Source organism: Paraburkholderia sp. BL23I1N1, from assembly GCF_003610295.1.
Lineage (GTDB): Bacteria > Pseudomonadota > Gammaproteobacteria > Burkholderiales > Burkholderiaceae > Paraburkholderia.
In genome coordinates, this window is the sequence record NZ_RAPV01000001.1 from 2,040,341 (window position 1) to 2,063,710 (window position 23,370).

19 protein-coding genes and 1 pseudogene are annotated in these 23,370 nt (G+C 62.7%); 16 read left to right on the forward strand and 4 right to left on the reverse strand.

What is annotated here, in order from left to right; genetic code table 11:
- The first annotated feature begins 120 nt into the window (after positions 1 to 120).
- The 12 genes from B0G76_RS09740 (at position 121) to B0G76_RS09795 (ending at position 14,769) form a co-directional block, all read left to right on the forward strand.
- Complete coding sequence (locus tag B0G76_RS09740; protein ID WP_120296278.1) at positions 121 to 1,302, forward strand: acetyl-CoA C-acetyltransferase; 1,182 nt, start codon at positions 121 to 123, stop codon at positions 1,300 to 1,302.
- Positions 1,303 to 1,518: 216 nt separating this feature from the next.
- The gene (locus B0G76_RS09745) at positions 1,519 to 2,259 is read left to right on the forward strand and encodes a 3-ketoacyl-ACP reductase (protein ID WP_120291667.1); all 741 of its coding nucleotides are present in this window, start codon (positions 1,519 to 1,521) and stop codon (positions 2,257 to 2,259) included.
- Between the two features lie 134 nt (positions 2,260 to 2,393).
- Entirely contained in the window at positions 2,394 to 3,011 is a 618-nt protein-coding gene (gene phaR / locus B0G76_RS09750; RefSeq protein WP_120291669.1) for a polyhydroxyalkanoate synthesis repressor PhaR, read from the forward strand.
- Positions 3,012 to 3,415: 404 nt separating this feature from the next.
- A complete protein-coding gene (locus B0G76_RS09755; RefSeq protein WP_120291671.1) occupies positions 3,416 to 4,468 on the forward strand; it encodes a tRNA-dihydrouridine synthase in 1,053 nt (350 codons plus the stop codon).
- A 116-nt stretch (positions 4,469 to 4,584) separates the two neighbouring features.
- Positions 4,585 to 5,976: a 30S ribosomal protein S12 methylthiotransferase RimO gene (gene rimO, locus B0G76_RS09760; protein ID WP_120291673.1), complete on the forward strand. Its 1,392-nt coding sequence runs from the start codon at positions 4,585 to 4,587 to the stop codon at positions 5,974 to 5,976.
- A 3-nt stretch (positions 5,977 to 5,979) separates the two neighbouring features.
- On the forward strand, positions 5,980 to 6,945 hold the full coding sequence (locus tag B0G76_RS09765) for a sugar kinase (protein WP_120291675.1): 966 nt from the start codon (positions 5,980 to 5,982) through the stop codon (positions 6,943 to 6,945).
- Between the two features lie 75 nt (positions 6,946 to 7,020).
- A complete protein-coding gene (gene bktB / locus B0G76_RS09770; RefSeq protein WP_120291677.1) occupies positions 7,021 to 8,205 on the forward strand; it encodes a beta-ketothiolase BktB in 1,185 nt (394 codons plus the stop codon).
- A 145-nt stretch (positions 8,206 to 8,350) separates the two neighbouring features.
- Positions 8,351 to 9,022, forward strand: a complete 672-nt coding sequence (locus B0G76_RS09775) for a hypothetical protein (protein ID WP_183082197.1) — start codon at positions 8,351 to 8,353, stop codon at positions 9,020 to 9,022.
- Between the two features lie 14 nt (positions 9,023 to 9,036).
- Positions 9,037 to 10,221: a cystathionine beta-lyase gene (locus B0G76_RS09780; RefSeq protein WP_120291679.1), complete on the forward strand. Its 1,185-nt coding sequence runs from the start codon at positions 9,037 to 9,039 to the stop codon at positions 10,219 to 10,221.
- Between the two features lie 1,055 nt (positions 10,222 to 11,276).
- Positions 11,277 to 12,581 (forward strand): group II intron reverse transcriptase/maturase, encoded by a 1,305-nt coding sequence (gene ltrA, locus B0G76_RS09785; protein WP_120291681.1) that lies wholly within the window; start codon positions 11,277 to 11,279, stop codon positions 12,579 to 12,581.
- Between the two features lie 142 nt (positions 12,582 to 12,723).
- Entirely contained in the window at positions 12,724 to 14,091 is a 1,368-nt protein-coding gene (gene ltrA, locus B0G76_RS09790) for a group II intron reverse transcriptase/maturase (protein WP_120291683.1), read from the forward strand.
- A 228-nt stretch (positions 14,092 to 14,319) separates the two neighbouring features.
- Positions 14,320 to 14,769: a hypothetical protein gene (locus tag B0G76_RS09795; RefSeq protein WP_120291685.1), complete on the forward strand. Its 450-nt coding sequence runs from the start codon at positions 14,320 to 14,322 to the stop codon at positions 14,767 to 14,769.
- A 233-nt stretch (positions 14,770 to 15,002) separates the two neighbouring features.
- Here the strand turns inward: B0G76_RS09795 and serB are convergent, their stop codons facing one another.
- The gene (serB, locus tag B0G76_RS09800; protein ID WP_120291687.1) at positions 15,003 to 15,842 is read right to left on the reverse strand and encodes a phosphoserine phosphatase SerB; all 840 of its coding nucleotides are present in this window, start codon (positions 15,840 to 15,842) and stop codon (positions 15,003 to 15,005) included.
- 315 nt (positions 15,843 to 16,157) lie between these two features.
- Here serB and B0G76_RS09805 point away from each other — a divergent pair, with 315 nt between their 5' ends.
- Both B0G76_RS09805 and ligD read left to right on the forward strand, forming a co-directional pair.
- The gene (locus B0G76_RS09805; protein WP_120291689.1) at positions 16,158 to 17,405 is read left to right on the forward strand and encodes a cytochrome P450; all 1,248 of its coding nucleotides are present in this window, start codon (positions 16,158 to 16,160) and stop codon (positions 17,403 to 17,405) included.
- Positions 17,406 to 17,422: 17 nt separating this feature from the next.
- A pseudogene (gene ligD / locus B0G76_RS09810) lies at positions 17,423 to 18,592 on the forward strand (DNA ligase D); the annotation flags it as partial.
- A gap of 63 nt (positions 18,593 to 18,655) precedes the next feature.
- Here ligD and B0G76_RS09815 read toward each other — a convergent pair.
- Positions 18,656 to 19,633, reverse strand: coding sequence for a LysR family transcriptional regulator (locus tag B0G76_RS09815; protein WP_120291691.1), 978 nt, complete (start codon positions 19,631 to 19,633; stop codon positions 18,656 to 18,658).
- 162 nt (positions 19,634 to 19,795) lie between these two features.
- On the opposite strand from B0G76_RS09815, the gene B0G76_RS09820 reads away from it, so the two are divergent.
- A complete protein-coding gene (locus B0G76_RS09820) occupies positions 19,796 to 20,812 on the forward strand; it encodes a zinc-binding alcohol dehydrogenase family protein (protein ID WP_120291693.1) in 1,017 nt (338 codons plus the stop codon).
- Between the two features lie 290 nt (positions 20,813 to 21,102).
- The gene (locus tag B0G76_RS09830; RefSeq protein ID WP_120291696.1) at positions 21,103 to 21,666 is read left to right on the forward strand and encodes a DUF6013 family protein; all 564 of its coding nucleotides are present in this window, start codon (positions 21,103 to 21,105) and stop codon (positions 21,664 to 21,666) included.
- Between the two features lie 89 nt (positions 21,667 to 21,755).
- Here the strand turns inward: B0G76_RS09830 and B0G76_RS09835 are convergent, their stop codons facing one another.
- Together B0G76_RS09835 and B0G76_RS09840 are read right to left on the reverse strand one after the other, a co-directional pair.
- Positions 21,756 to 22,553, reverse strand: coding sequence for an ABC transporter permease (locus B0G76_RS09835; RefSeq protein WP_120291698.1), 798 nt, complete (start codon positions 22,551 to 22,553; stop codon positions 21,756 to 21,758).
- Positions 22,550 to 23,260 (reverse strand): ATP-binding cassette domain-containing protein, encoded by a 711-nt coding sequence (locus B0G76_RS09840; RefSeq protein ID WP_120291700.1) that lies wholly within the window; start codon positions 23,258 to 23,260, stop codon positions 22,550 to 22,552. Before B0G76_RS09840 ends, B0G76_RS09835 begins: the two co-directional genes overlap by 4 nt.
- Positions 23,261 to 23,370: the final 110 nt, after the last annotated feature.

Here is a 23,370-nt window from a genome sequence, read left to right on the forward strand (position 1 = left end):
AAGGCGCGGTGTGTTTGGCGGGTATGAATGCGCGTCCGGATCAGCAAGGGCGCATGAGCAACAAGATTTTTTAACTTGACGGGCTACGGCGTATTTGGCCGATGTCCGGAGGACATGGAAATGACTGATGTTGTGATCGTATCGGCCGCCCGTACGGCAGTAGGCAAATTCGGTGGGTCGCTGGCGAAGATCGCCGCGCCCGAACTCGGCGCCACAGTGATTCGCGCCGTGCTCGAACGGTCTGGTCTGAAGCCTGAGCAGGTCAGCGAAGTCATCCTGGGGCAGGTGCTGACGGCAGGCTCGGGTCAGAACCCGGCGCGTCAGTCGCTGATCAAGGCGGGTCTACCCACGGCCGTGCCCGGCATGACGATCAACGTGGTGTGCGGCTCGGGTCTGAAGTCCGTGATGCTGGCGGCCAACGCGATCATCGCGGGCGATGCGGACATCGTGATCGCCGGCGGTCAGGAAAACATGAGCGCCGCGCCGCACGTGCTGCCGGGCTCGCGCGACGGTTTCCGCATGGGCGACGCGAAGCTGATCGACTCGATGATCGTCGACGGTCTGTGGGACGTCTACAACCAGTACCACATGGGCGTGACGGCGGAAAACGTCGCCAAGGAATACGGCATTACGCGCGAGCAGCAGGATGCGTTCGCGGCGCTGTCGCAGAACAAGGCGGAAGCCGCGCAGAAGTCGGGTCGTTTCAACGACGAAATCGTGCCGGTGGAAATTCCGCAACGCAAGGGCGAGCCGCTGCGTTTCGCAACGGACGAGTTCGTGCGTCATGGCGTGACGGCTGAATCGCTGGCGGGTCTGAAGCCGGCTTTCTCGAAGGAAGGCACGGTTACGGCGGCCAACGCGTCGGGCCTGAACGACGGCGCGGCGGCAGTGCTGGTGATGTCGGCGAAGAAGGCTGAAGCGCTGGGTCTCACGCCGCTCGCGCGCGTCAAGGCTTACGCCACCTCGGGTCTGGATCCGAAGGTGATGGGCATGGGCCCGGTGCCGGCCTCGCGCCGTTGTCTCGAACGCGCTGGCTGGACGCCGGCCGATCTGGACCTGATGGAAATCAACGAAGCCTTTGCCGCACAGGCGTGCGCCGTGAATCAGCAAATGGGCTGGGACACGTCGAAGATCAACGTGAACGGCGGCGCGATCGCGATCGGCCATCCGATCGGTGCGTCCGGAGCCCGGATTCTCGTCACGCTGCTGCACGAAATGCAGAAGCGCGATGCGAAGAAGGGTCTGGCGTCGCTGTGTATCGGCGGCGGCATGGGCGTAGCGCTGGCGCTCGAGCGCGCTTAACGGGCCTCGGGCCTGGAACCCAGGGCGGCCCGAATGGGCTCGTAGGTAAGATTTAACAGGCGGTAAGCAGGATTGCCGCGCGGCACCTCGCAGCAGGTGTCGTGCGGTGAGCAATGGCCTCGTCGGCCGGTCGCCCGGCGGCAGTGGAGATGAAGCATCAGGCGAGGGAAGAGGCAGCCGGTCGGCGCCTCGAAAACGAAAAACGGAGTGTAGTGTATGACACAGCGAATTGCGTACGTAACGGGCGGGATGGGCGGCATCGGCACGAGCATTTGCCAACGGCTGCACAAAGAGGGTTTCAAGGTGGTTGCAGGATGTGGCCCGAACTCGCCGCGCCGCGTGAAGTGGCTCGAAGAGCAGAAGGCGCTCGGCTATGATTTCATTGCGTCCGAAGGCAACGTCGGCGATTGGGAATCGACCAAGCAGGCGTTCGACAAGGTCAAGGCCGAAGTTGGCGAGATCGACGTGCTGGTGAACAACGCCGGTATTACGCGCGACGTCGTGTTCCGCAAAATGACGCATGAAGACTGGACGGCGGTGATCGACACCAACCTGACCAGTCTGTTCAACGTCACCAAGCAGGTGATCGACGGCATGGTCGAACGCGGCTTCGGGCGAGTCATCAACATTTCGTCGGTGAACGGCCAGAAGGGGCAGTTCGGCCAGACCAACTACTCGACCGCGAAGGCCGGCATTCACGGCTTCACGATGTCGCTGGCGCAGGAAGTGGCCACTAAAGGCGTGACGGTGAACACCGTGTCGCCGGGCTACATCGGCACGGATATGGTCAAGTCAATCCGCCCGGACGTGCTGGAAAAGATCGTCGCGACGATTCCGGTGCGCCGTCTCGGCCAGCCGGACGAAATCGGCTCGATCGTGGCATGGCTCGCCTCGGACGAATCGGGTTTCTCCACGGGTGCTGATTTTTCGCTGAATGGCGGTTTGCATATGGGCTGAGTCATCGGCGCGCTGCTCACAAGGCGGCGTGCTTCTGCTCAGATGGTTCCGGCGGCGTCTCGACTGTGCGATTACCCGATTGCGCAGCCGGCATGACGCCGTTTCCGCGCTCAACTTGCGCTCAAAGGCGTTACATGACTACTACTACAAAGAAAACAGCCGAACGATTGATCAAGAAGTATCCGAATCGTCGACTCTACGATACTGAGACGAGCACCTACATCACGCTGACGGATGTTAAGCAGCTCGTGCTGGATCAGGAGGATTTCAAGGTCATCGATGCGAAGAGCAACGAGGACCTGACGCGCGCCATCCTGTTGCAGATCATTCTCGAAGAAGAGAGCGGCGGCTTGCCGATGTTCTCGTCGTCGATGTTGTCGCAGATCATCCGTTTCTACGGTCATGCGATGCAGGGCATGATGGGCACGTATCTGGAGAAGAACATCCAGGCCTTCATCGACATTCAGGCGAAGCTCGCCGATCAGTCGAAGAATCTGTACGAAGGCAAGGCGATGAACCCCGAAGTCTGGTCCCAGTTCATGAACATGCAGGCGCCGATGATGCAGGGCATGATGACCAGCTATATCGAGCAGTCGAAGAACATGTTCGTGCAGATGCAGGAGCAGATGCAGAACCAGGCGAAATCGATGTTCGCCACGTTCCCGTTCACGCCAGGTGGACCGGTGAATGCGGCTGGAGCGCCGGTCGCGCCGGCTAATCCGCAAAGCAATCCGGAGCCGGAGAAGAAGTAAGCGCGTAGCGCCGTCGCCGACGTCGACTCGACGACAAGCGCGCTTCTTTGCGCGTCCGCCTCACGGACGCGACGGCCGGCTGTCCACATTGTGCTAAAGGGCGCCGGGCGCGATCGCGGCGGCCCGCGCGCCACGCGTCATGCGTCATGCACGAGCGGATGGCCGCGGGCACGGTACAATTGCGGGTTGCGTTCGCTGTGTGGGGTGTGGTTCTCGTGATCCTGTTGCCTCTCAGTCCACGTTGCACCATCCCTATTTAGCCTCGTCGTCACCGCTGTATGCCCGCCCCACATATGTCCCAGATCCTTTCCCACGCCGCGCCCACGCCTTCGATTCCGAGGGTCGGATTTGTCAGCCTTGGCTGACCGCCGGATTCGCAAAAGCAGCTTAGGCGCCGTTCTCGCATGAGCCGGCTGTTTCTTGCGCCCATGGAAGGGCTTGCGGATTACGTGTTGCGCGACGTGCTGACCAGCACGGGCGGATTCGACGGCTGCGTGTCCGAATTCGTCAGGGTCACCGGTTCGGTGCTTCCCGAGCGTGTCTATGAAAGGGATACGCCTGAAGTCCTCCACGGCGGCCGTACACCCAGCGGTACGCCGATGGTGATCCAACTGCTCGGCAGCGATCCTGAATGGATGGCGCTGAACGCGGCCCAGGCGGCCAGTTTGTCGCCCCATGGACTCGATCTGAACTTCGGTTGTCCCGCCAAAATCGTCAATCGACACGGCGGCGGCGCGATGCTGCTGGCGCACCCTGATCAGTTGCACCGGATCGTTTCGTCCGTTCGCGCCGCGGTGCCAGCCGGTATCGCCGTGACAGCAAAAATGCGCCTCGGCGTGTCCGATACGTCGCTCGCGATCGACTGCGCCACGGCACTGGCCGAAGGCGGCGCGGCCTCCCTCGTGGTGCATGCAAGGACACGCGACCATGGCTACCGGCCGCCGGCCCACTGGGAGTGGATCGCGCGTATCGACGCCGCCGTGCACGTGCCGGTCATTGCCAACGGAGAAGTCTGGACGGTGGCCGACTGGGAGCGGTGCCGGGCGGTCAGCGGCTGCGCGGACGTGATGATCGGGCGGGGCGCCGTGTCGGATCCATTTCTCGCCTTGCGCATACGCGGGCTGATGGACCGGACGCCTTCCGGCGAGGAATGGCCAGCCGTGCTGGGCCAGCTCGCCGGCTACCTGCGAAAGCTGCAAGCCCGTGTCGCGGCCCGTCATGAGCATGGACGCGTCAAAATGTGGCTCAGCTATCTCAAGCGGACCTGGCCGGAGGCTGCCGAACTGCATGCCGCCATCCGGCGCCTGCATGATTCGCGCGAAATTATCGAGGTGATCGAGCGCGCCCAGGAATTCAACGGCTTGATACCGGCAAATCAAAGCGCGGCCCCCGGCCTGCTTGATCCGGCAATGGCTCGCCACTTGACCGGCTGCACGCTCGGCGGCGCGGTACAATAAAGGGTTGCGTGCGCGGGACGCTGTCCGGGCTCGGTCTTTATGACCATCGGACCCCTTAGCCTTGCCGCACCGTCCCCATTTGTCGCCATCGTCACCGCTATACGCCGGACCCACCTATGTCGCAGACCATTTCCCCCGCCGTGCCGACCCCTTCGACTCCGAAAGTCGGTTTCGTCAGCCTCGGCTGTCCTAAAGCACTCGTCGACTCCGAACAGATCATCACGCAGTTGCGCGCCGAGGGCTACGAGATCTCCGGCACCTACGACGGCGCGGACCTTGTGGTCGTCAACACCTGCGGTTTCATCGACGAAGCCGTGCAGGAAAGCCTCGACGCAATCGGTGAGGCGCTCAGCGAAAACGGCAAGGTGATCGTCACGGGCTGTCTTGGCGCCAAGCAGAGCGCGAGCGGCTCGAACCTGATCGAAGAGGTACATCCGAAGGTGCTGGCCGTCACCGGCCCGCACGCGCTTGGCGAAGTGATGCAGGCGGTGCACAACCATCTGCCGAAGCCGCACGATCCGTTCATCGATCTGGTGCCGGCTGCCGGCGTGAAGCTCACGCCGCGCCACTACGCGTACCTCAAAATCTCCGAAGGCTGCAACCACCGCTGCACGTTCTGCATCATCCCGTCCATGCGCGGCGACCTCGTGTCGCGCCCGGTTGCCGAAGTGATGCTCGAAGCGGAAAACCTGTTCAAGTCCGGCGTGAAGGAGCTGCTGGTGATTTCGCAGGACACGAGTGCATATGGCGTCGACGTCAAGTACCGTACCGGTTTCTGGAACGGCAAGCCGATCAAGACACGCATGACCGATCTGGTCGGCGCGCTCGGCGAACTCGCGGCGCAATACGGCGCATGGGTGCGTTTGCACTACGTGTATCCGTATCCGAGCGTCGATGAAGTCATTCCGATGATGGCCGAAGGTCCGTTCAAGGGCCACGTGTTGCCGTATCTCGACGTGCCGTTCCAGCACGCACATCCGGAAGTGTTGAAGCGCATGAAGCGTCCGGCCAACGCCGAGAAGGTGATGGAGCGCGTGAAGGCCTGGCGTGAAATCTGCCCCGATCTGACGATTCGCAGCACGTTCATCGCCGGCTTCCCGGGTGAGACCGAAGAGCAATTCCAGACACTGCTCGATTTCATCCGCGAGGCGGAGCTGGATCGGGTTGGCTGCTTTGCTTACTCGCCGGTCGAAGGCGCGAACGCCAACGAACTCGACGGCGCATTGCCCGACGAAGTGCGTGAAGAACGCCGCGCGCGTTTCATGCAAGTCGCCGAAGAAGTGTCGGCCAAACGGATCGCGAAGAAGGTCGGCAAGACGCTGAAAGTGCTGGTCGACGAGATCAATGCCGACGGCGGCATCGGCCGCACGGCGGCGGACGCGCCCGAGATCGACGGTGTCGTGTATATCGCGCCGGCTACCAAGGCGTCGAAGCGTTACAAGGTCGGCGATTTCGTTTCGGTGAAGATCACCGGCGCCGACGGCCACGACCTGTGGGGCGAGGTTTAAGCGATGACGGCGAGCATGGCCAGTACGCCGGACGGCCGGCCCCCGGCAAGCCGGCCCGCAGAGATTCTCGCTCTCGGCGAGGCGATGATCGAGTTCAATCAGTCCGCTAAAGATCAGCCGAACTATCTGCAAGGCTTTGGCGGCGATACGTCGAACTTCTGTATCGCGGCAGCGCGGCAGGGCGCGAAGACGGGTTTCGTGTCGGCGGTCGGCAGCGACCATTTCGGGCATCTGTTAATCGACCTGTGGGAACGCGAGCAGGTCGACACGTCGCTCGTGCGCGTCGATCCGCACGCATCCACCGGCGTCTATTTCGTCTCGCACGGTCCCGCGGGTCACGCGTTCGACTATCTGCGCGCGGGATCGGCCGCGAGCCGCTACGCGCCACACGATTTGCCGCTCGATGCGATCGCCGCGGCCAAAGTCATCCATCTGTCCGGCATCAGCCTCGCGATCAGCCTGAGCGCCTGCGACGCAGCGCTAGCGGCGATCGAGCATGCGCGAGCCAACGGCGTGCGCGTCAGCTTCGATACCAACCTGCGCCTGAAGCTTTGGCCACTCGCAAGAGCACGCGCGGTGATGCTCGAAGCCATTCGTCAAACCGACATTTGCCTGCCGAGCTGGGATGACGTGACCGAACTCACCGGCTTGACCGGCCGCGACGAGATCGTCGATTTCCTGCTGTCGCACGGTCCGCGCGTCGTGGCGCTCAAGCTCGGCAAGGACGGCTCGTACATCGCCACGCCCGACGAGCGGCGCGTCGTGCCGGGCCATGCCGTCAACGCAGTCGATGCGACCGGCGCGGGAGACTGCTTCGGCGGCGCGTTCATCGCGCGCATCGTGGCGGGTGACGATCCTTTTCAGGCGGCGCGTTATGCGAACGTCGCCGCGGCACTGTCCACGCAAGGTTACGGCGCGGTCGCGCCGATCCCTTCGCGGGAGGCGGTCGAACACATCCTGGCCGGCTGACGGCAAGGCGCCACGAGGCGTGCCCCGCAGACCGGCAAGGCAAGATCACCCTGAGACTAAAGAGAGGAGCGAGCGATGCAACGGGACGTAGTGGTGGTAAGCGGTGTGCGTACGGCAATCGGCGGTTTTGGCGGCAGTCTGAAGGATTTTCCGCCGACGGATCTCGGCGCACGCGTCGTGCGTGAAGCGCTGGCGCGCGCGAACGTGTCGGGCGACGAAGTCGGTCATGTGGTGTTCGGCAATGTCGTGCATACCGAACCGAAAGACATGTATCTGGCCCGCGTGGCGGCGATCAATGGCGGCGTCGCGCAGCATGCGCCCGCGTTGACGGTCAACCGCCTGTGCGGCTCGGGCTTGCAGGCGATCGTCTCGGCCGCGCAAAGCGTGCTGCTTGGCGACGCCGACATCGCGATCGGCGGCGGCGCGGAAAACATGAGCCGCGCACCGTATTCCATGCCGGCTGCGCGCTTCGGTCAGCGCATGGGCGATGCGCGCCTCGTCGACATGATGGTCGGCGCGCTGAACGACCCGTTCCAGTCGATCCATATGGGCGTGACCGCCGAGAACGTCGCGCGCAAATACGAAATCTCGCGCGAAACACAAGATGCGCTCGCACTCGAATCGCATCGCCGCGCGGCCAATGCGATTACGAGCGGCTACTTCAAGGATCAGATCCTGCCGATCACGATTCCGTCGAAGAAGGGTGACGTCGTGTTCGATACGGATGAACACACGCGTATGAACGCAACGGCGGAAGACTTCTCCAAGTTGAAGCCGGTGTTCGCGAAGGAAAACGGCACGGTGACGGCCGGCAACGCGTCGGGCATCAACGACGCCGCCGCGGCGGTCGTGCTGATGGAGCGCAGCGTCGCTGAAAAGCGCGGCATCAAGCCGCTGGCACGGCTGGTTTCGTACGCGCATGCAGGCGTCGACCCGGCCTACATGGGCATCGGCCCGGTGCCGGCAACGCGCAAGGCGCTCGAGCGCGCGGGCCTGGCGGTCGCCGATCTGGATGTGATCGAAGCGAACGAGGCGTTTGCGGCTCAGGCGTGCGCGGTCAGCAAGGAACTGGGCCTCGATCCGGCCAAGGTCAATCCGAACGGCTCGGGTATCTCGCTCGGCCACCCGATCGGCGCGACCGGCGCACTGATCACCGTCAAGGCGCTGTACGAATTGCAGCGCGTCGGCGGGCGTTATGCGCTGGTGACGATGTGTATCGGCGGTGGCCAGGGCATCGCGGCGATCTTCGAACGGATTTGAGGTCGAGGCGGGCAAAGCAACGCGAGGCGTCGCCTTGCCCCACCGAACGAAGCCCGGCAATAAATGAGCAGTCAATGAGCAGTAAATGAACACTAAGCGGGTAGCAAACACGATCGAGCAGTATCGGGTAACAAGGAAAGAACGGATGCAGGAATCGAAAGCGATGAAGGGTGCGACGCGTCGGCGCGGTTGGGCCGTTCTCCACGGGAACTTCCTTCGGGGCGTAGTGAGCGCGGCCGCATTGCTGTGTGTCGGCGCCGGGGCTGTGCTGCCCGTGCAGGCATGGGCGGAAAGCGACGCGGTCAAGGAACTGGCGGCGCCTCCGCCGATTCAGTTGCCGCTTAAGCCGAGCCCCGAATTCGCGAAGTTTCCGCGCTACGCCGGCATGCTCGGCGCGCGTCAGATCGTCCTGCGGCTCGGCGCGAAAACCGACGACCCCGCCGGCGTACACGGCGAGTATCAGTACACCGATACCGGCGAGGTGATCCTGATCGCGGGCGACCGCGACGGCGACACGCTCGAAGTCGAAGAATCGAACGACGGCACGCATATCACGGGCAACTGGGTGGGCAAGTTCGCCGCCGACGGTTCGGTCGCGGGCGATCGGATGAACGTCGACGATTCCGACCCGCAACCGTTCGATCTGAAGCCACTGGCAGCAGGGCAGGCCGTGCCGGCTGCTTCAGCGGCGGCTGGTGCGGGTGCCGGAAAGGCGGCCACGCCGCAGTCGTCCACCGGCAGCGCAACAGCGCCCGCTTCGGCGACGAGCGGTGGGCACGCTGTCGGTGGGGTTAGCAACCTGCAAATCGGCGATTGAATCCTTTCTACACCATGACCCAATCCAAACTCAAACGCGACCTGCAGACCCGCATCGTGCGTGCCGAAGATCAGCTCACGCCGGGCTTCGAATCTTTCTCAACGCCGGTTACGCGCGCGTCGACCGTTGTGTTCCCCGATCTCGCGACAATGCGCGCGCTCGACTGGAAAAACGACGCGCAGTGGCGCTATGGCCTGCACGCCACGCCGACTTCGCTCGCGCTGGCACAGCGGCTCGCCGCTATCGAAGGCGGCAATCACGCGTTGTTGCAGCCGTCGGGGCTGTCGTCGATTTCGAACGTGTACTTCGGCCTTGTCAAGGCGGGCGACGACGTGCTGATTCCCGACAATGTCTACTCGCCGAATCGCGACCATGGCGACTGGCTGGCGCGCGATTTCGGAATTACGGCACGCTACTACGATCCGATGATCGGCGCGGGGATCGCGGATCTGATCCAGCCGAATACGCGTTTGATCTGGCTCGAAGCACCCGGTTCGGTCACGATGGAAGTGCCCGACGTGCCGGCTATCACCGCGGCGGCGCGCGCGCGCAACGTCGTCACGGCAATCGACAATACCTGGTCGGCGGGACTCGGTTTCCGGCCGTTTGACCACGGCGTCGATATCTCGGTGCAGGCGCTAACCAAGTATCAGTCGGGCGGCGGCGACGTGCTGATGGGTGCGACGATCACCGTCGATCGTGAGTTGCATCTGAAGCTGAAGGCAGCGCGCATGCGGATGGGTATCGGCGTGTCGTCGGATGACTGTTCGCTGATTTTGCGTAGTTTGCCGACCATGCGATTGCGCTTCGAACAGCACGACCGCGCGGCGCTCAACCTCGCCACCTGGCTGAAGACACGCCCGGAAATCGCGGCGGTCTTGCACCCGGCGTTGCCCGACTGTCCGGGGCATGAATTTTTCAAGCGCGACTTTACAGGGGCGGGCGGACTGTTCTCAGTGGTGTTCGACGCACGTTACAGCGCGGCGCAAATCGACACGTTCTGCGAATCGCTTGAGTTGTTTTCGCTCGGCTGGAGCTGGGGCGGTGCGCACAGCCTCGCGATGCCCTATGACGTCGCCTCGATGCGCACGGAAGGACAATGGCCGTATCGCGGCACCTTGGTGAGGTTCTATATCGGTCTGGAAGAGGAGGCCGATTTGCGCGCGGATATCGAACATTGCCTGGTGGCGCTGGGTTAAGCGCCTAAAAATATTTGTTGAAGGTCGAATGAGCCCATCGGGACGTGTTTCCGATGGGTTTTTTATTGTGCGCCGAGCATGCGCAACAGCTTGGGGGTGTGAGTCCCCTGTCCAACCTGATGGTGGTGAAGGACTAGCGAAACGCAAGGGCGTCGTCGTGAGGCGGGGTCTGAAGGAAGCGTGTAGCAAAGCCATGACCTGACGAACAGAAACCAGATGCGAGGCCTACCTGGCCGGACGAGCAAGCAATTGATTGCGAAGTCCATAGCCATCAAGGGCTGGGGTGGTAGATCTGGCAGGTGTGTGGGGAAGGCGGTTGCGCTTACCTCGGGAGGCCTGCACGGCGTCCTGAAATGAGGACTGAGCGGCTCGCAAGGGCCGTTGACCACCGTGCAGGAGTCAGCAGAGGGCATATTGTGCGCTGGGCAGCGCGTTGTTCCGGAGGGTTGAAGTCCCTCTGGCGCTCGGATGAGGGGCGCCATATCCGAAAGCGGGGGTAATGCCTCGCTGGCCGGAGAGAGGTGGGAAGGTATGGAGACGTCTAACCGGGCACGAAGGCGAAAGCCGGAAACGGACAAGGCGGACCTGAAGCCATCATCTCGCAGTACTCCGGAGGGCAGGGTGTCCGCCGCGAGGCGGAATCCGAAGGGCATGAGGAGAAGTACCGGGCCGTAGTCGATGGGGGCTGCCCCGATGACGAACCGGTCGGCCAAAGGTGGGGTAAGGTCGAGCCTGCACTATGGAGGCGAAGGCGTTCTCATTCACCCACCGCACCAAGGTGTTTGCGGACGGCACGGTACGGAAGAACAGCGTGTGACCCCAGGAGAACTGGCACAGTCCGCGGGTGGCACCGCGGGAAGTGAGCCTATAAGCGAGGAGCGAAGTGGCGAGCGGTGCTGTGTCAGTAGTCGGACGGCTGAGTAGTACCTGAAGCGTGGCTAAAACCACGTGACCGAGCGATCGGCGACAGAAGTGGGTCGGGGAAGGCAGCCGGCGAAGATGATTGGGAAGAACCCGGACGGCAGTGAGTAAGGACACGGAGGAGGATCAGTTCCATGAGCGAAATACCCGTACATCCGCGCCCGAGGAGACTGTCTGACTGGATCAACCCGATGGAAGCAAGGAAGGTCCACTCATTAATTGACAAGGTTTATCAACGGAAGAATCTGGAAGTCGCCTGGGAGCGAGTCCGGGCCAACCGGGGTAGTGGCGGTGTCGATGGAATCAGCGTGGCAGACTTTGCCGAACAGGCGGACCAGCATCTGGACCGTCTGCAGGCAGAACTGCGTGCGCGGACCTATCAGCCGCAACCGGTCCGGCGGGTCTCGATCCCGAAAGTCGGCAAACCGGGGGAGTTCCGCAATCTCGGCATACCGTCGATTTACGATCGCGTATGTCAGCAGGCGCTGCTCAACCGTCTGGAGCCGATCTTCGAGCCGGTATTCGACGAGGCCAACTTCGGGTATCGGCGAGGGCGATCGACACACGACGCTTTGCGCAAGATCTGGAGGGAGATCGAGGGCGGCAGGGAATGGATTGTTGATGCTGATCTGAAGGACTTCTTTGGATCAGTTGACCATGACAAACTTCTGTCGCTCATTGCCCAGCGCATCGCTGACGGTCGGGTACTAAGCCTGATCAAGGCGATGCTTAAAGCCGGTAGTTTCGGCAAGGGTCGTCTCTTTCCGAGCGAGCGTGGAACGCCGCAAGGTGGGGTAGCTTCACCGCTGCTCAGCAATATCCTCGTGACGCCGTTTGATCGGGAGATGCGGCTTAAGGGCTACCAGCTTACCCGTTACGCGGATGACTGGGTGATCACCTGTTCATCCCAGGCAGAAGCGCGCGCAGCCATCGCGGCGGCGACGAAGATTCTGAGCGCACTGGGTGTGCAACTCCATCCGCAGAAGACGCGGATCGTGCATGTCCGGTTTGGATTCGAGTTTCTCGGCTACAAGATCAAGCGTGGGCGGCAGTTATCGCTGCCCACGGCCAAAATCCGCAGTGGCGCCCGATCGGGTGCGCTGTACGCGTACCCCCGGGAGAAATCGGTCCAGCGTTTCATGGATCAGGTGCGTCGTCTTACAAAGAGATGTGTGCCGCTTCGAACGCGGGAGCTGATTGGACGGCTCAATCCCATCCTGCGGGGCTGGGGGCACTACTACAAGCGCTCCCACGTCCGGCGAATCTTCAACCGGCTCAACCGATGGATCGTGCGGCGTATCTGGTCGCATCGATTCAAGCGCTGGCGCAATATGGGCTGGAAGGTCTTGCCCGAGGCGCGGCTCTATGGCGAGTTCGGGTTGGTCAACCTTGTGCAACTGATACCTTCAATTGCGTCCCAGCATGCTGCATCTTCGTGAAAGCTGCATGCCGGAAAACGGCACGTGCAGTTTGAGCGGCGGACGGAGGCCAGCGCGTCAGCGCGCCTCCTCCGACCCAACAGGGCGGCGACGCCTGAAGGCCCGAACGGAAAGGAGCGGCGAGTAAGCCGGAGAACTCGACATGGGAGCGCAGCAGAAAACGCATCGCGTCCTCGACAGCGGAGGCAGGGGTGAAGCTCCGATGGCTGCTGATCGAGGGGCTGAACCTATGGCGGCGAACCCCGAGTCTGAAAGCCCGTCGGCATATGACCGACTGATGGAAGAAGTCTGCGAAAGGGGGAACCTGAAGCAGGCGTTGAAGCGTGTGAAAGCTAACAAGGGCGCACCGGGCGTGGACGGGATGACCGTTCAGGCATTACCGGCGTACCTGCGGGAGCATTGGCCGTCGATACGGGCCACGCTGCTGAACGGCACATACCAGCCTCAACCTGTGAGACGGGTCGAGATACCCAAGCCGGATGGCGGTGGCGTGCGCAAGCTCGGCATCCCTTCTGCGCTTGACCGATTCGTCCAGCAGGCGGTCTTGCAGGTGTTGCAAAGGCAGTGGGACCCGACGTTCTCGGACTCCAGCTACGGTTTCCGTCCGGGACGCTCGGCGCATCAGGCAGTGGCGCAGGCGCAAAGCTACATCCAGTCGGGGTATCGATGGGTTGTAGATTTGGATCTGGAGAAATTCTTCGATCGCGTGAGCCACGACATCTTGATGAGTCGGGTGGCAAAACGGGTTAGTGACAGACGCGTTCTGAAGCTGATTCGCTCCTTCCTGACGGCGGGCGTGATGGAGCACGGGCTGGTTGGTGCGACGGACGAGGGCACCCCCCAGGGTGGTCCCCTGTCGCCGTTGTTATCCAATCTGATGCTCGACGATCTTGACCGGGAGCTTGAGCGACGCGGGCTGCGTTTCGTGAGGTACGCCGACGATTGTAACGTCTATGTACGCAGCGAACGCGCGGGCCAGCGGGTGATGGCGGGGCTGAAAGCCTTCCTCACCGGCAAGCTGAAGCTGAAGGTCAATGAAGCGAAGAGCGCCGTCGCACGGCCACACACGCGGACGTTTCTGGGCTTCACCTTCTCGGGGCGGGAGCAGATCAAACGGCGCATTGCGCCCAAGGCACTGGCTCGCTTCAAGGATCGGGTCCGGGAACTGACTCAACGCACGCGCGGGGTCAGCGTCGACCAGATGATCGGCGCGCTGAAACGTTATCTGGCAGGGTGGCGGGGCTACTTCGGTTTCTGCGAAACGCCCAGCGTTCTGCAACGCCTGGATGAATGGATACGCCGCCGCATCCGCTGCTTCTTCTGGAAGCAGTGGAAACGGGGCCGCACAAGATTCCGGGAGCTGACAGTACGCGGCGTCAGCCGAAACCTTGCTGCCCAGACGGTCGGTTCGCCACACGATGCGTGGCGGCTGAGTTGCAGTCCCGCGCTGGGCATCGCCTTGTCAAACCGTTACCTTCGCTCGCTGGGGCTTCCATCACTAAGGCCATAGTCGATTAACCGATCCGAACCGCCGTGTACGGACCCGTACGCACGGTGGTGTGGGAGGGGTCGGGCCGCGAGGCCTGCCCCTATCCCGATTTGTCAAGATAGCCAGTAAGCCTAACCATTCGGCCGAATGGTCGACGCCGAATGGTCGACGCCGAATGGTCGACGCCGGATCTCGACGCTACGATGGTGCACATCCTGACTAACGGTGACTGCACTATGGTGAGCTTCGATGAATCTATTTTCCTGGATGTTGCTGAATCTTGGCGTGCCGATTATCGGCCCGATCTTTACGCTAGCGCTCGTCGCCCCCACGCACGGCTGGCGCGTCGCGAAGGCGTTGATCGCTGCATCCGTGAAGGACGGCCAACTGTTCTGGTGTGCGATCGGGCTGTGCGCGGCCGCGGTTTATGAAGCGGTGACTGCGCTGGAGCGGGGAAGTGGCGTGGTGGCTACTCTGGCGTTTACCATTACCGGGTTCTGCGTGCTGGCGTTCGGCTGTTCGACGATCGTGATGTCGTCTCTCGTCAATACTCATCTTGAGCAGGCGGCCATGCGCATTTGTGATAGACAGAAACGGTTGGTTGCAGGGGCGTTGTCGCGCGTGGCAATCGGGGTCTCGATTTTTGCAACATCCATCGCTGCCATTCTGTTTGTAATCCTACACGTGCGCCTGATTTAGATTTTTTAGATAACGTAGGTTTTATACTGATCTACTTACGGGAGGCACTCATGCACAAACTTTTTACGTTTCTGGAATCTGACGAAAATTACGCCCGTTTTCTGAAGTGGGCGAGCGTCGTCATAGTTGTCGCTGGGATCTACACGTTGGGCGTGCTCGTAATAGGCTTCTGAACAAATAGCGCGCATGTCTGCGCTGGCCACCTTTGCACCGGCCAGCGCGAATTCAAAGCTTCAGAACAAACGCAGCAACCCATCCAGCCCAACGTGGTTGAACGCCACACTGGCTGCTTCGCGGACCACCGGCTTCGCGCGGAATGCAACCGAAAGTCCCGCTGCGGCCATCATTTTCAGATCGTTTGAACCGTCGCCCATCGCAATCGCACGGGTCGGCTCGATGCCCAGTTGGGCGCACGTTTCGCGCAGTGTGCGCGCCTTCACGTCGGCGTTGACGATCTCGCCGATTACATTGCCGGTCAATTTGCCATCAACGATTTCGAGCGTGTTCGCATGCGTGAAATCGAGGCCGAGCCTGGTTTTTAGCTTCTCGGTGAAGAATGTGAATCCACCGGATACCAGCAGCGTTTTCAATCCCGCCGCTTTCGCGCCGGCCAGCATCTGCTCGGCGCCAGACGAGAGTTGCAACCGCTCTTCATAAACGCGTTCGAGCGCGCCGGCGTCAAGTCCCTTGAGCAGTGCCACGCGGCGCGTCAGGCTTTCGTTGAAGTCGTTGATTTCACCGCGCATCGACGCTTCGGTGATCGCGGCAACTTCGGTTTTCAACCCGCAGAAGTCGGCGATTTCATCGATGCACTCGATCGTGATCAGCGTCGAATCCATGTCCATCGCGACGAGGCCGAAGTCACGCAACTGGCGGCCGGGTTCCACAAACGCGTAGTCCAGTTGATGCGTGCTGCAATAGACCTCGAGGTCGGCGCGCTGCGCAATGTTTGCGTCGGCAATGCGAATCGCGTTCGGGGCGATGACGGCGGCGCGCGAGCCACGCGCGAGCGCGATGAGTGTTTTGTGGTGGTCGGCGGAAAGGGGCGCGGTGCTTTGGATGACGAGGTTCATGGACGACGCGGTAACGCAGAAAAGGACGGGCGCGCGGCTCGCGCGGAAAATCCCGCCATTGTAACGGTTCGGCGGCCCGCGGCCCGCGGGAGCACCTGACAACCGATCTGCCTGAAACCTGTCATGCAGCCCGCCGCGTGCTCCGCCAGGCAATCCACCGTGCAATCATCAGGCGCCCACGTCATACTGACGCTTCGAACGACGCCCCGCAGCCCATCGAGCCTGTCGAGCCCGCCGCGCCTATAAGACGCGTGGCACACCGCACACGGCACGCATTGGCACCAGCGAAACGGCGCACCACCACGGAGACAAGTCATGCCCCCCGCGACCGCCAGCGACGCGTCCACCCTTGCGCGCGATTTCGATCTGCGCCATCTGAGCCCCGCGTTCTATGCCGATCCGTACCCGGTCTACCACGCACTGCGTACCCATGAGCCGGTCAAGCGCATGCCGGACGGCTCGCTGTTCCTGACGCGTTTTCGCGACGTGCAAGCGGTCTACCGCGACCCGAAAACCTTCAGCTCCGACAAGACCGTCGAGTTCAAGCCGAAGTACGGCGACTCGCCGCTCTACACCCATCACACCACCAGTCTCGTCTTCAACGATCCACCGCGTCACACGCGGGTGCGCAAGCTGATTGCCGGCGCGCTGACGGCACGTGCGATCGCGGCCATGGAGCCGGGGCTGATCCGCCTCGTCGATGGCTTGCTCGATGCTGCCGCGGCGCGTGGCCGGATCGACCTGATTGGCGGGTTCGCGTCGGCGATTCCGGTCGAGATCATCGGTAATCTGCTGGATGTGCCGCATGCCGAGCGCGAGCCGTTGCGCGACTGGTCGCTGGCGATACTCGGCGCGCTCGAGCCGTCGCTGAACGAGGCGCAGCTGGAACGGGGAAACCGCGCGGTCAGCGAATTCGTCGACTATTTGCGCGATCTGGTGACGCGGCGCCGACGCGAACCTGGCGATCCGCAGCACGATGTGCTGACGCGCCTGATTCAGGGCGAGCAGGGTGGCGAGCAGTTATCTGAAACTGAACTGCTGCAAAACTGCATCTTCATCCTGAATGCCGGTCATGAGACCACTACGAATCTGATCGGCAACGGTCTCGTTACGCTCACCGACTGGCCGGAGCAACGCGCCGCGTTGCTGCGCGAACCGTCGCTAATCGAGCCGGCGATCGAGGAGTGTTTGCGGTTCGAGAGCTCGAATCAGCTCGGCAACCGGATGACAACGGTCGACACGGAGATCGGCGGCGTCGCGGTGGTGCGCGGCACGCCCGTTACGCTGTGCATCGGCGCGGCCAATCGCGACCCGGCGCAGTTCGCGGAACCCGACCGCTTCGACATCCGCCGCGATCCGAACCGGCATCTGGCGTTCGGCTTCGGCATTCATCAGTGCGCGGGATTGTCGCTTGCGCGACTCGAGGCGCGCATTGCCATCGGACGCTTCGTGCAGCGTTTTCCGGCGTATCGGCTCGACGGCGAACCAACGCGCGGCGGACGCGTGCGGTTTCGCGGCTTCGCGGCGGTGCCGGTGGAACTGGAGCCGGCGAGCGGCAGTTGACGAGCATCGGTTGATAGGCGTCGTTCGTGAGTCTGCGCAACGACAAACCGGCGCGGCAGATCATCAGGGAAGACCCCCGTCAAGGAGCCGACGTGCGAGAGAAAACTGAAACCGCGCCCGATACCGTGCCGAAGAAACGCACGACGAGAAGGGCCGTCGAGCCGCTCGCGGCCAAGCCCGTTGAAAAAAGTGCAGCGAAGACGTCGGCCAAAAACACGCCAGCAGCAAAGTTGGCAGCAACCAAAACACCGGCAGCAAAAGCCACCGCGACGAAATCAAAAACCACCGCGACGCGTGTCGACGTCGCCGGCGTGCGCGTGTCCCATCCCGACCGCATCATCGACAAAAGCACCGGCATCCGCAAAATCGACCTCGTGCAGTACTACGAAGCGGTCGCCGACTGGATGCTGCCGCATCTGCAGGACCGGCCGGTGTCGCTGGTGCGCGCGCCCGAGGACATCGGCGGTGAGCTGTTTTTCCAGAAGCACAGCCAGAAGCTGTCGATTCCCAATGTCACGCAGCATCCCGGACTCGACCCCTGCCATCCGGCGCTGATCACCGTCGACACGCTCAAGGCTCTCGTCGGCGCGGCGCAAATGGGCACCGTCGAATTTCATACGTGGAATGCCCTGGTGTCGAACATCGAAAAGCCCGATCGCATGGTGTTCGATCTCGACCCCGGTGCGTCGCTCGGTTGGGAGCGGATGATCGAGGCCGCTCAACTGACGCGCTCGCTGCTCGAAGAACTCGGCCTGGTCTCATTCTGCAAGACGAGTGGCGGCAAGGGGTTCCATGTGCTGGTACCGCTCGCGAAGCACGCCGGCTGGGACGAAGTGAAGGTGTTCTCACAAGCGGTCGCGCGGCATATGGCGACGGCGTTGCCCAAGTACTTCAGCGCGAAAATGGGTGCGCAGAATCGCAAGCAGAAAATCTTTGTCGATTACCTGCGCAACAGTCGCGGCTCGAGCACGGTGTCCGCATTTTCGGCCCGCGCGCGGCCGGGCCTGGGTGTTTCCGTGCCGCTCTCATGGGACGAAGTCGCCAATACGACGAGCGGCGATCAATGGACCATCGAGAACGTGCGCGAGCGTCTCCAGGATATTAAGCGCGACCCGTGGGCAGACTACGCGAAGACGCGTCAGCGCATTACGGCGGCAATGAAGAAACGTCTGGATGAGGCGGAGTGACCGCGATCCTGTCAGCCTCATTCAAAAGCAACGACTTTCATTTCGACACTCCTGCACTCCGGCTCATTCCGGCTCAGCATCCCAATAAGGCGGATCGCCGAAATGCGCGGCAAGGAACTCGATGAACGCCAATGTTTTCGGCGGCACGAACGCCCGGCTGGGATACACCGCCCAGATCGCCACCTTCTCCGCGAGGGGATAGGTGTCGAGCACGCTCACCAGTTCGCCGCTGCGCAGATACGGCGCCACGTCCCAGGTCGATTTGAGCGCGATGCCGAAGCCGGCCAGCAAGGCGTCGCGAATGACCTCACCGTTGTCGACGACGAGGCGTCCGCTCACGCGAACGTCGAGCGGACCGGCGGGCGTCACAAATGCCCAGTCGCGCTGGTCCGACAGGATCATGCATTCGTGCTGTGCGAGGTCCGAAGGATGGTGCGGCGTCCCACGCGCGGCGAGGTAAGCAGGCGCGGCGCACAGCACGCGGCGGTTCACGGCCAGGCGCCGCGCCACCAGCGACGAATCCTTGAGCACACCGACGCGGATCGCCACGTCGATACCCGCATCGATCAGATCGACCACCTGGTCTGTCAGACGCAGATCGACGCTCACGCCGGGATAGCGTCGCAGAAATTCGCTGATCACCGGCGATATGTGCTGCCGTCCGAACGACGACGGCATCGACACCCGCAAGCGCCCTTGCGGCTCGGCCCGCGCGCGGCCCACCGAGGCGCGCGCGGCATCGGCCGCATCGAGCAGCGCCTGGGCGCGTGTCATAAACACTTCGCCGTCCTGCGTGAGACTGATGCGACGGGTGGTTCGATGCAACAGGCGCGCGCCGAGGCGCTTTTCCAGTTGTGCGATGCGCGAGCTCGCCACCGCCGCCGACAGGCCGAATTCGCGGCCCGCTGCCGACACATTGGCGAGCAGGGCGGCCCGCACGAACAGGGCGACGTCGAGCAGATCGAGCCGTTCCCGCTCGCCGGACGAGGGTTTGATGGCAGGTTCTGCGGCGGATTTTGCGAGATCGTCAGGATGGTCCATTCTTCTGAAATTCAAAAAGATGTTTCAGCCATTATGATGGTTTTATGAGATTAAGAACCCCTTTAGGATGACGCCAATGCGATCGATTGGCCCGCACGGCAAGAGGCGCCGCCGGCAACGATCGCCGGTTTCTCAATCTCATCTGAAACAACAGGAGCTGTGATGAAAGCCGTAGGTCTCCATCGCTATTTGCCGATCGATCATGCTGAGTCCCTGATCGACATCGACATTCCCCAACCCGAAGCCACCGGCCGCGATCTGCTGGTGAAGGTCGAAGCCATCTCCGTCAATCCGGTCGACGCCAAGGTGCGCGCCCCCAAAGACACCGTCGAGAAAGCGCCGCGCGTGCTGGGTTGGGACGCTGCCGGCACCGTCGTGGCAGTCGGCCCGTATGTGACGCTGTTCAAGGTCGGCGACCCGGTTTTCTATGCGGGCAGCATCACGAGACCGGGCGCGAATAGCGAGTTTCATCTGGTCGACGAGCGCATTGCCGGGCGCAAGCCGGCGTCGCTCAATTTCACACACGCAGCCGCACTGCCGTTGACCGCGATCACGGCCTGGGAGGCGCTCTTCAACCGCCTCGGCGTGTCGGCGCAAGGCGCGGACGAGGGCCGCACCGTGCTGATCGTCGGCGGGGCGGGCGGGGTCGGCTCGATCGGCATCCAGCTGGCCAAACAACTGGCGAAGCTGAAAGTGATCGCGAGCGCCTCGCGTCCTGAATCGGCGAAGTGGGCGACGGAGTTGGGTGCGGATCATATCGTCGATCATTTCGGCGATATGCCCGCGCAGCTGAAAAAACTCGGCATCGACCAGGTCGATTACGTGCTGATCTTCAACGATACCGACCGGAATTTCCCGGCAGCCGCCGAAGTGATCAAGCCGCAGGGTGGCATTTGTTCGATTGTCGAAAACAGCCAGCCGGTGCCGGTTGAATTGTTGAAGGCGAAAAGCGCCGCGTTCCACTGGGAGTTCATGTTCACGCGTTCGATGTTCGGCACGCCGGACATGATCGAACAGCATAAGCTGCTGACCGAAGTGGCGCGTCTCGTCGATGCGGGCACGTTGCGCACGACGGTCGGTCAGGATCTCGGCACGATCAACGCCGAGAATCTGCGTCGCGCGCATCGGCTGCTCGAAGACGGGCGCGCGATCGGCAAGCTGGTTCTGACGGGTTTCTAAACCGCGCAGGGTTTGCACCGGGTTGGGTGGTGCTGTCGGATCGCTCGCGCAGAAAACGCCTCATTGCAAGCGGGGTAACACCCGATTCGTATGAGGCGCGCGCGGCGCCGCTTGGCGGTAGACTGGTGGGGCATCATGCTAAAACAGTTGCGTGTCTCGCGGCCCGTCTGGCCGGGCTTCAACCCGGCATCGATCAGGCGTCAAGCAGGCGTCAATCAGACTTCGGTCGGGCGGTGCATTGGCGGCAGCGCCAAAGCGAGCGCGCAGCGGCACAACAACGAGGTGACAGTATGAGCTCCAGCTTCAAACTCTCCGCCGTGTCAGTTGTCGCTACTCTCGCGTGCGCGCTCGCGCCCGGCATGCTTGTGACGGCGGCCCACGCGGCCACGCCGATCACGGTGACGTCACAGTCCGCGCTCGACGGTCCGATCCGATACACGGTCCGCGTCACGTCGAAACAGTTTGGCAATTCACAGGAAACGCGCACGATCCGCTCCGGCGAATCGGACGACTTCACGTGGAAAACTGTGCCGCCGGGCGGCCCCGTCCCTGCGGCGGATAGTTGCCCGAATTATTCGTCTCTCCCGACCGATACCAACGGCGCAATGATTCGCCAGACGCAGATCCGCTTTGCACCGGTCGTTGCGAGTGACGGCACCGCGTCCGTGCAATTGAGTTTTCAGGCGCAGACGCCGCACGGTGTCAAGACAGTGACGAGCGGCGGCAAAACGCTCAAGTGTCCGAACACCGTGTCCGTCAGCCAGATTCTGCGTTTTACGATGCCGACCAACGGCAGCACGAAAACGCTGACGCTCAATGACGGCACTGAAGTGGCGGTCACGGCGAAGCGTTGAGGGTTGCGCGACGTGAAAGATGGGCAGGCCTGCGAACAGGCGACGCAAGCTGCGTCGCCTCGCGCATCTGTTTGGCCCCTTCAACGCTGCTATGCGGCCCGTTCCACCAGCCGCGCCGATAAAAACCGGTGCTCCGCCGAGAAGACCCGCCGATACGTGAGCAGCACCGCGCCCACGGTCCCCAAGGCCGACGCCGCCGCGATCAGGAACATGATCACGATCTGATAGCGCACCGCCTGCAAAGGCGACTGACCCGCCAGCACCTGCCCGGTCATCATGCCGGGCAAACTCACTACACCGACCACGGCCATCTGATTCAGCGTCGGCATCATGCCCGCGCGCACTGCCTGGCGCGCCGGCGCCTGCGCGGCTTCCCAACGGGTCGCGCCGAGCGCGAGCGCCATGTCCACACGGTCACGTCGCGCGGTCAGCTCCTCGGTCATCCGTTCGATACCGAGCGACACGCCGGTCAGCGTATTGCCGAGGATCATGCCGAGAATCGGAATCGCGTACTGCGGCTCGTACCAAGGGTGAATGCGGATCACGACGAAGAGTCCAACCGCGGCCACCAGCCACGAACTGACCCAGATCGACAGCACGCTGTCCACACGCTGGCCTGCATAGGTGCGGCTGCCGCGCTGCGCGCCCGCGAAGCCGGCGATCAGCGTCATCACGACCATCAAGGGCAGCACCACGAACCAGTGGTCATAGCGGAACACCCAGCCGAGCACATAGCCGATCGCCAGCAGCTGCACGACGGTGCGTAGCGCCGCCCACGCGAGCTTGCGTTCGAGATCCAGCTTGAGCGCGACCGACACCACGCCGTTCACCACGATCAGCAAGGCGGCGATCGCGACGTCCCAGAGACTCAGGTTTTGCAATGTCATTGGCCGAGCTCCTGATGCGCGGGCGTTGTCACGGATTCGTCGAGCACCCCGGCGCGCATCGTGAGGTGCCGCGCGCTCATGCGCGCGGCTTGCGCCGGATCGTGCGACACCCACATCGACGCATGCCGGCCGGGATCGGCCGCGAACCACGCATGCACCAAAGCCTCGATCGCGCGCGACGACTCCGGGTCGAGCGAAGCGGTGGGTTCATCCAGCAGCAACACTTCCGGTGCGAGTTGCAGCACGCGAATCAGCGCGGTGATCTGCGCTTCTCCGCCGGACAATTCGCTCGCACGTTTGTCCAGAAAATCGTCACCGCGGCCGGCCTGGGCGGCGAGACTCGCCGCGCGGGCGCGATCGAAGCGCACATCGCGATAGGTGCGCAACTCGAACGGGTAACGCAGATTGTCTTCGACGCTGCCGTCGAGCAGCGCGGGCCGCTGCCGGATATACGCGACGTTGCGCCGGTAACGCGGAATGGCGGCGCGCTCGACCGGCGCGCCATGCCACAGGATGCGCCCGGCATCGAGCGGATCGAGCAGGGCGAGGGCGCGCAGAAACACGCTCTTGCCCGAGCCCGATGGTCCGGTGACCGCGACGCGGTCGCCGGCGCACAGGGCGAAGGTTGTGGGTTGCAGCAGGGTCTGCCCGCGCAATGCATCGCGCCGGGCGATGCCGTCGGCGAGGACGAAGGGAACATCGCTCATGAGTGGGATCGTGGTGGGTTTTGCGTGAATTCGGCGGCCGCCATGACATTTATTGACGTTTCTAAAGGCCGGGACGCTGTGCCAGCGCTGTGCGGCATGATAAAAACACA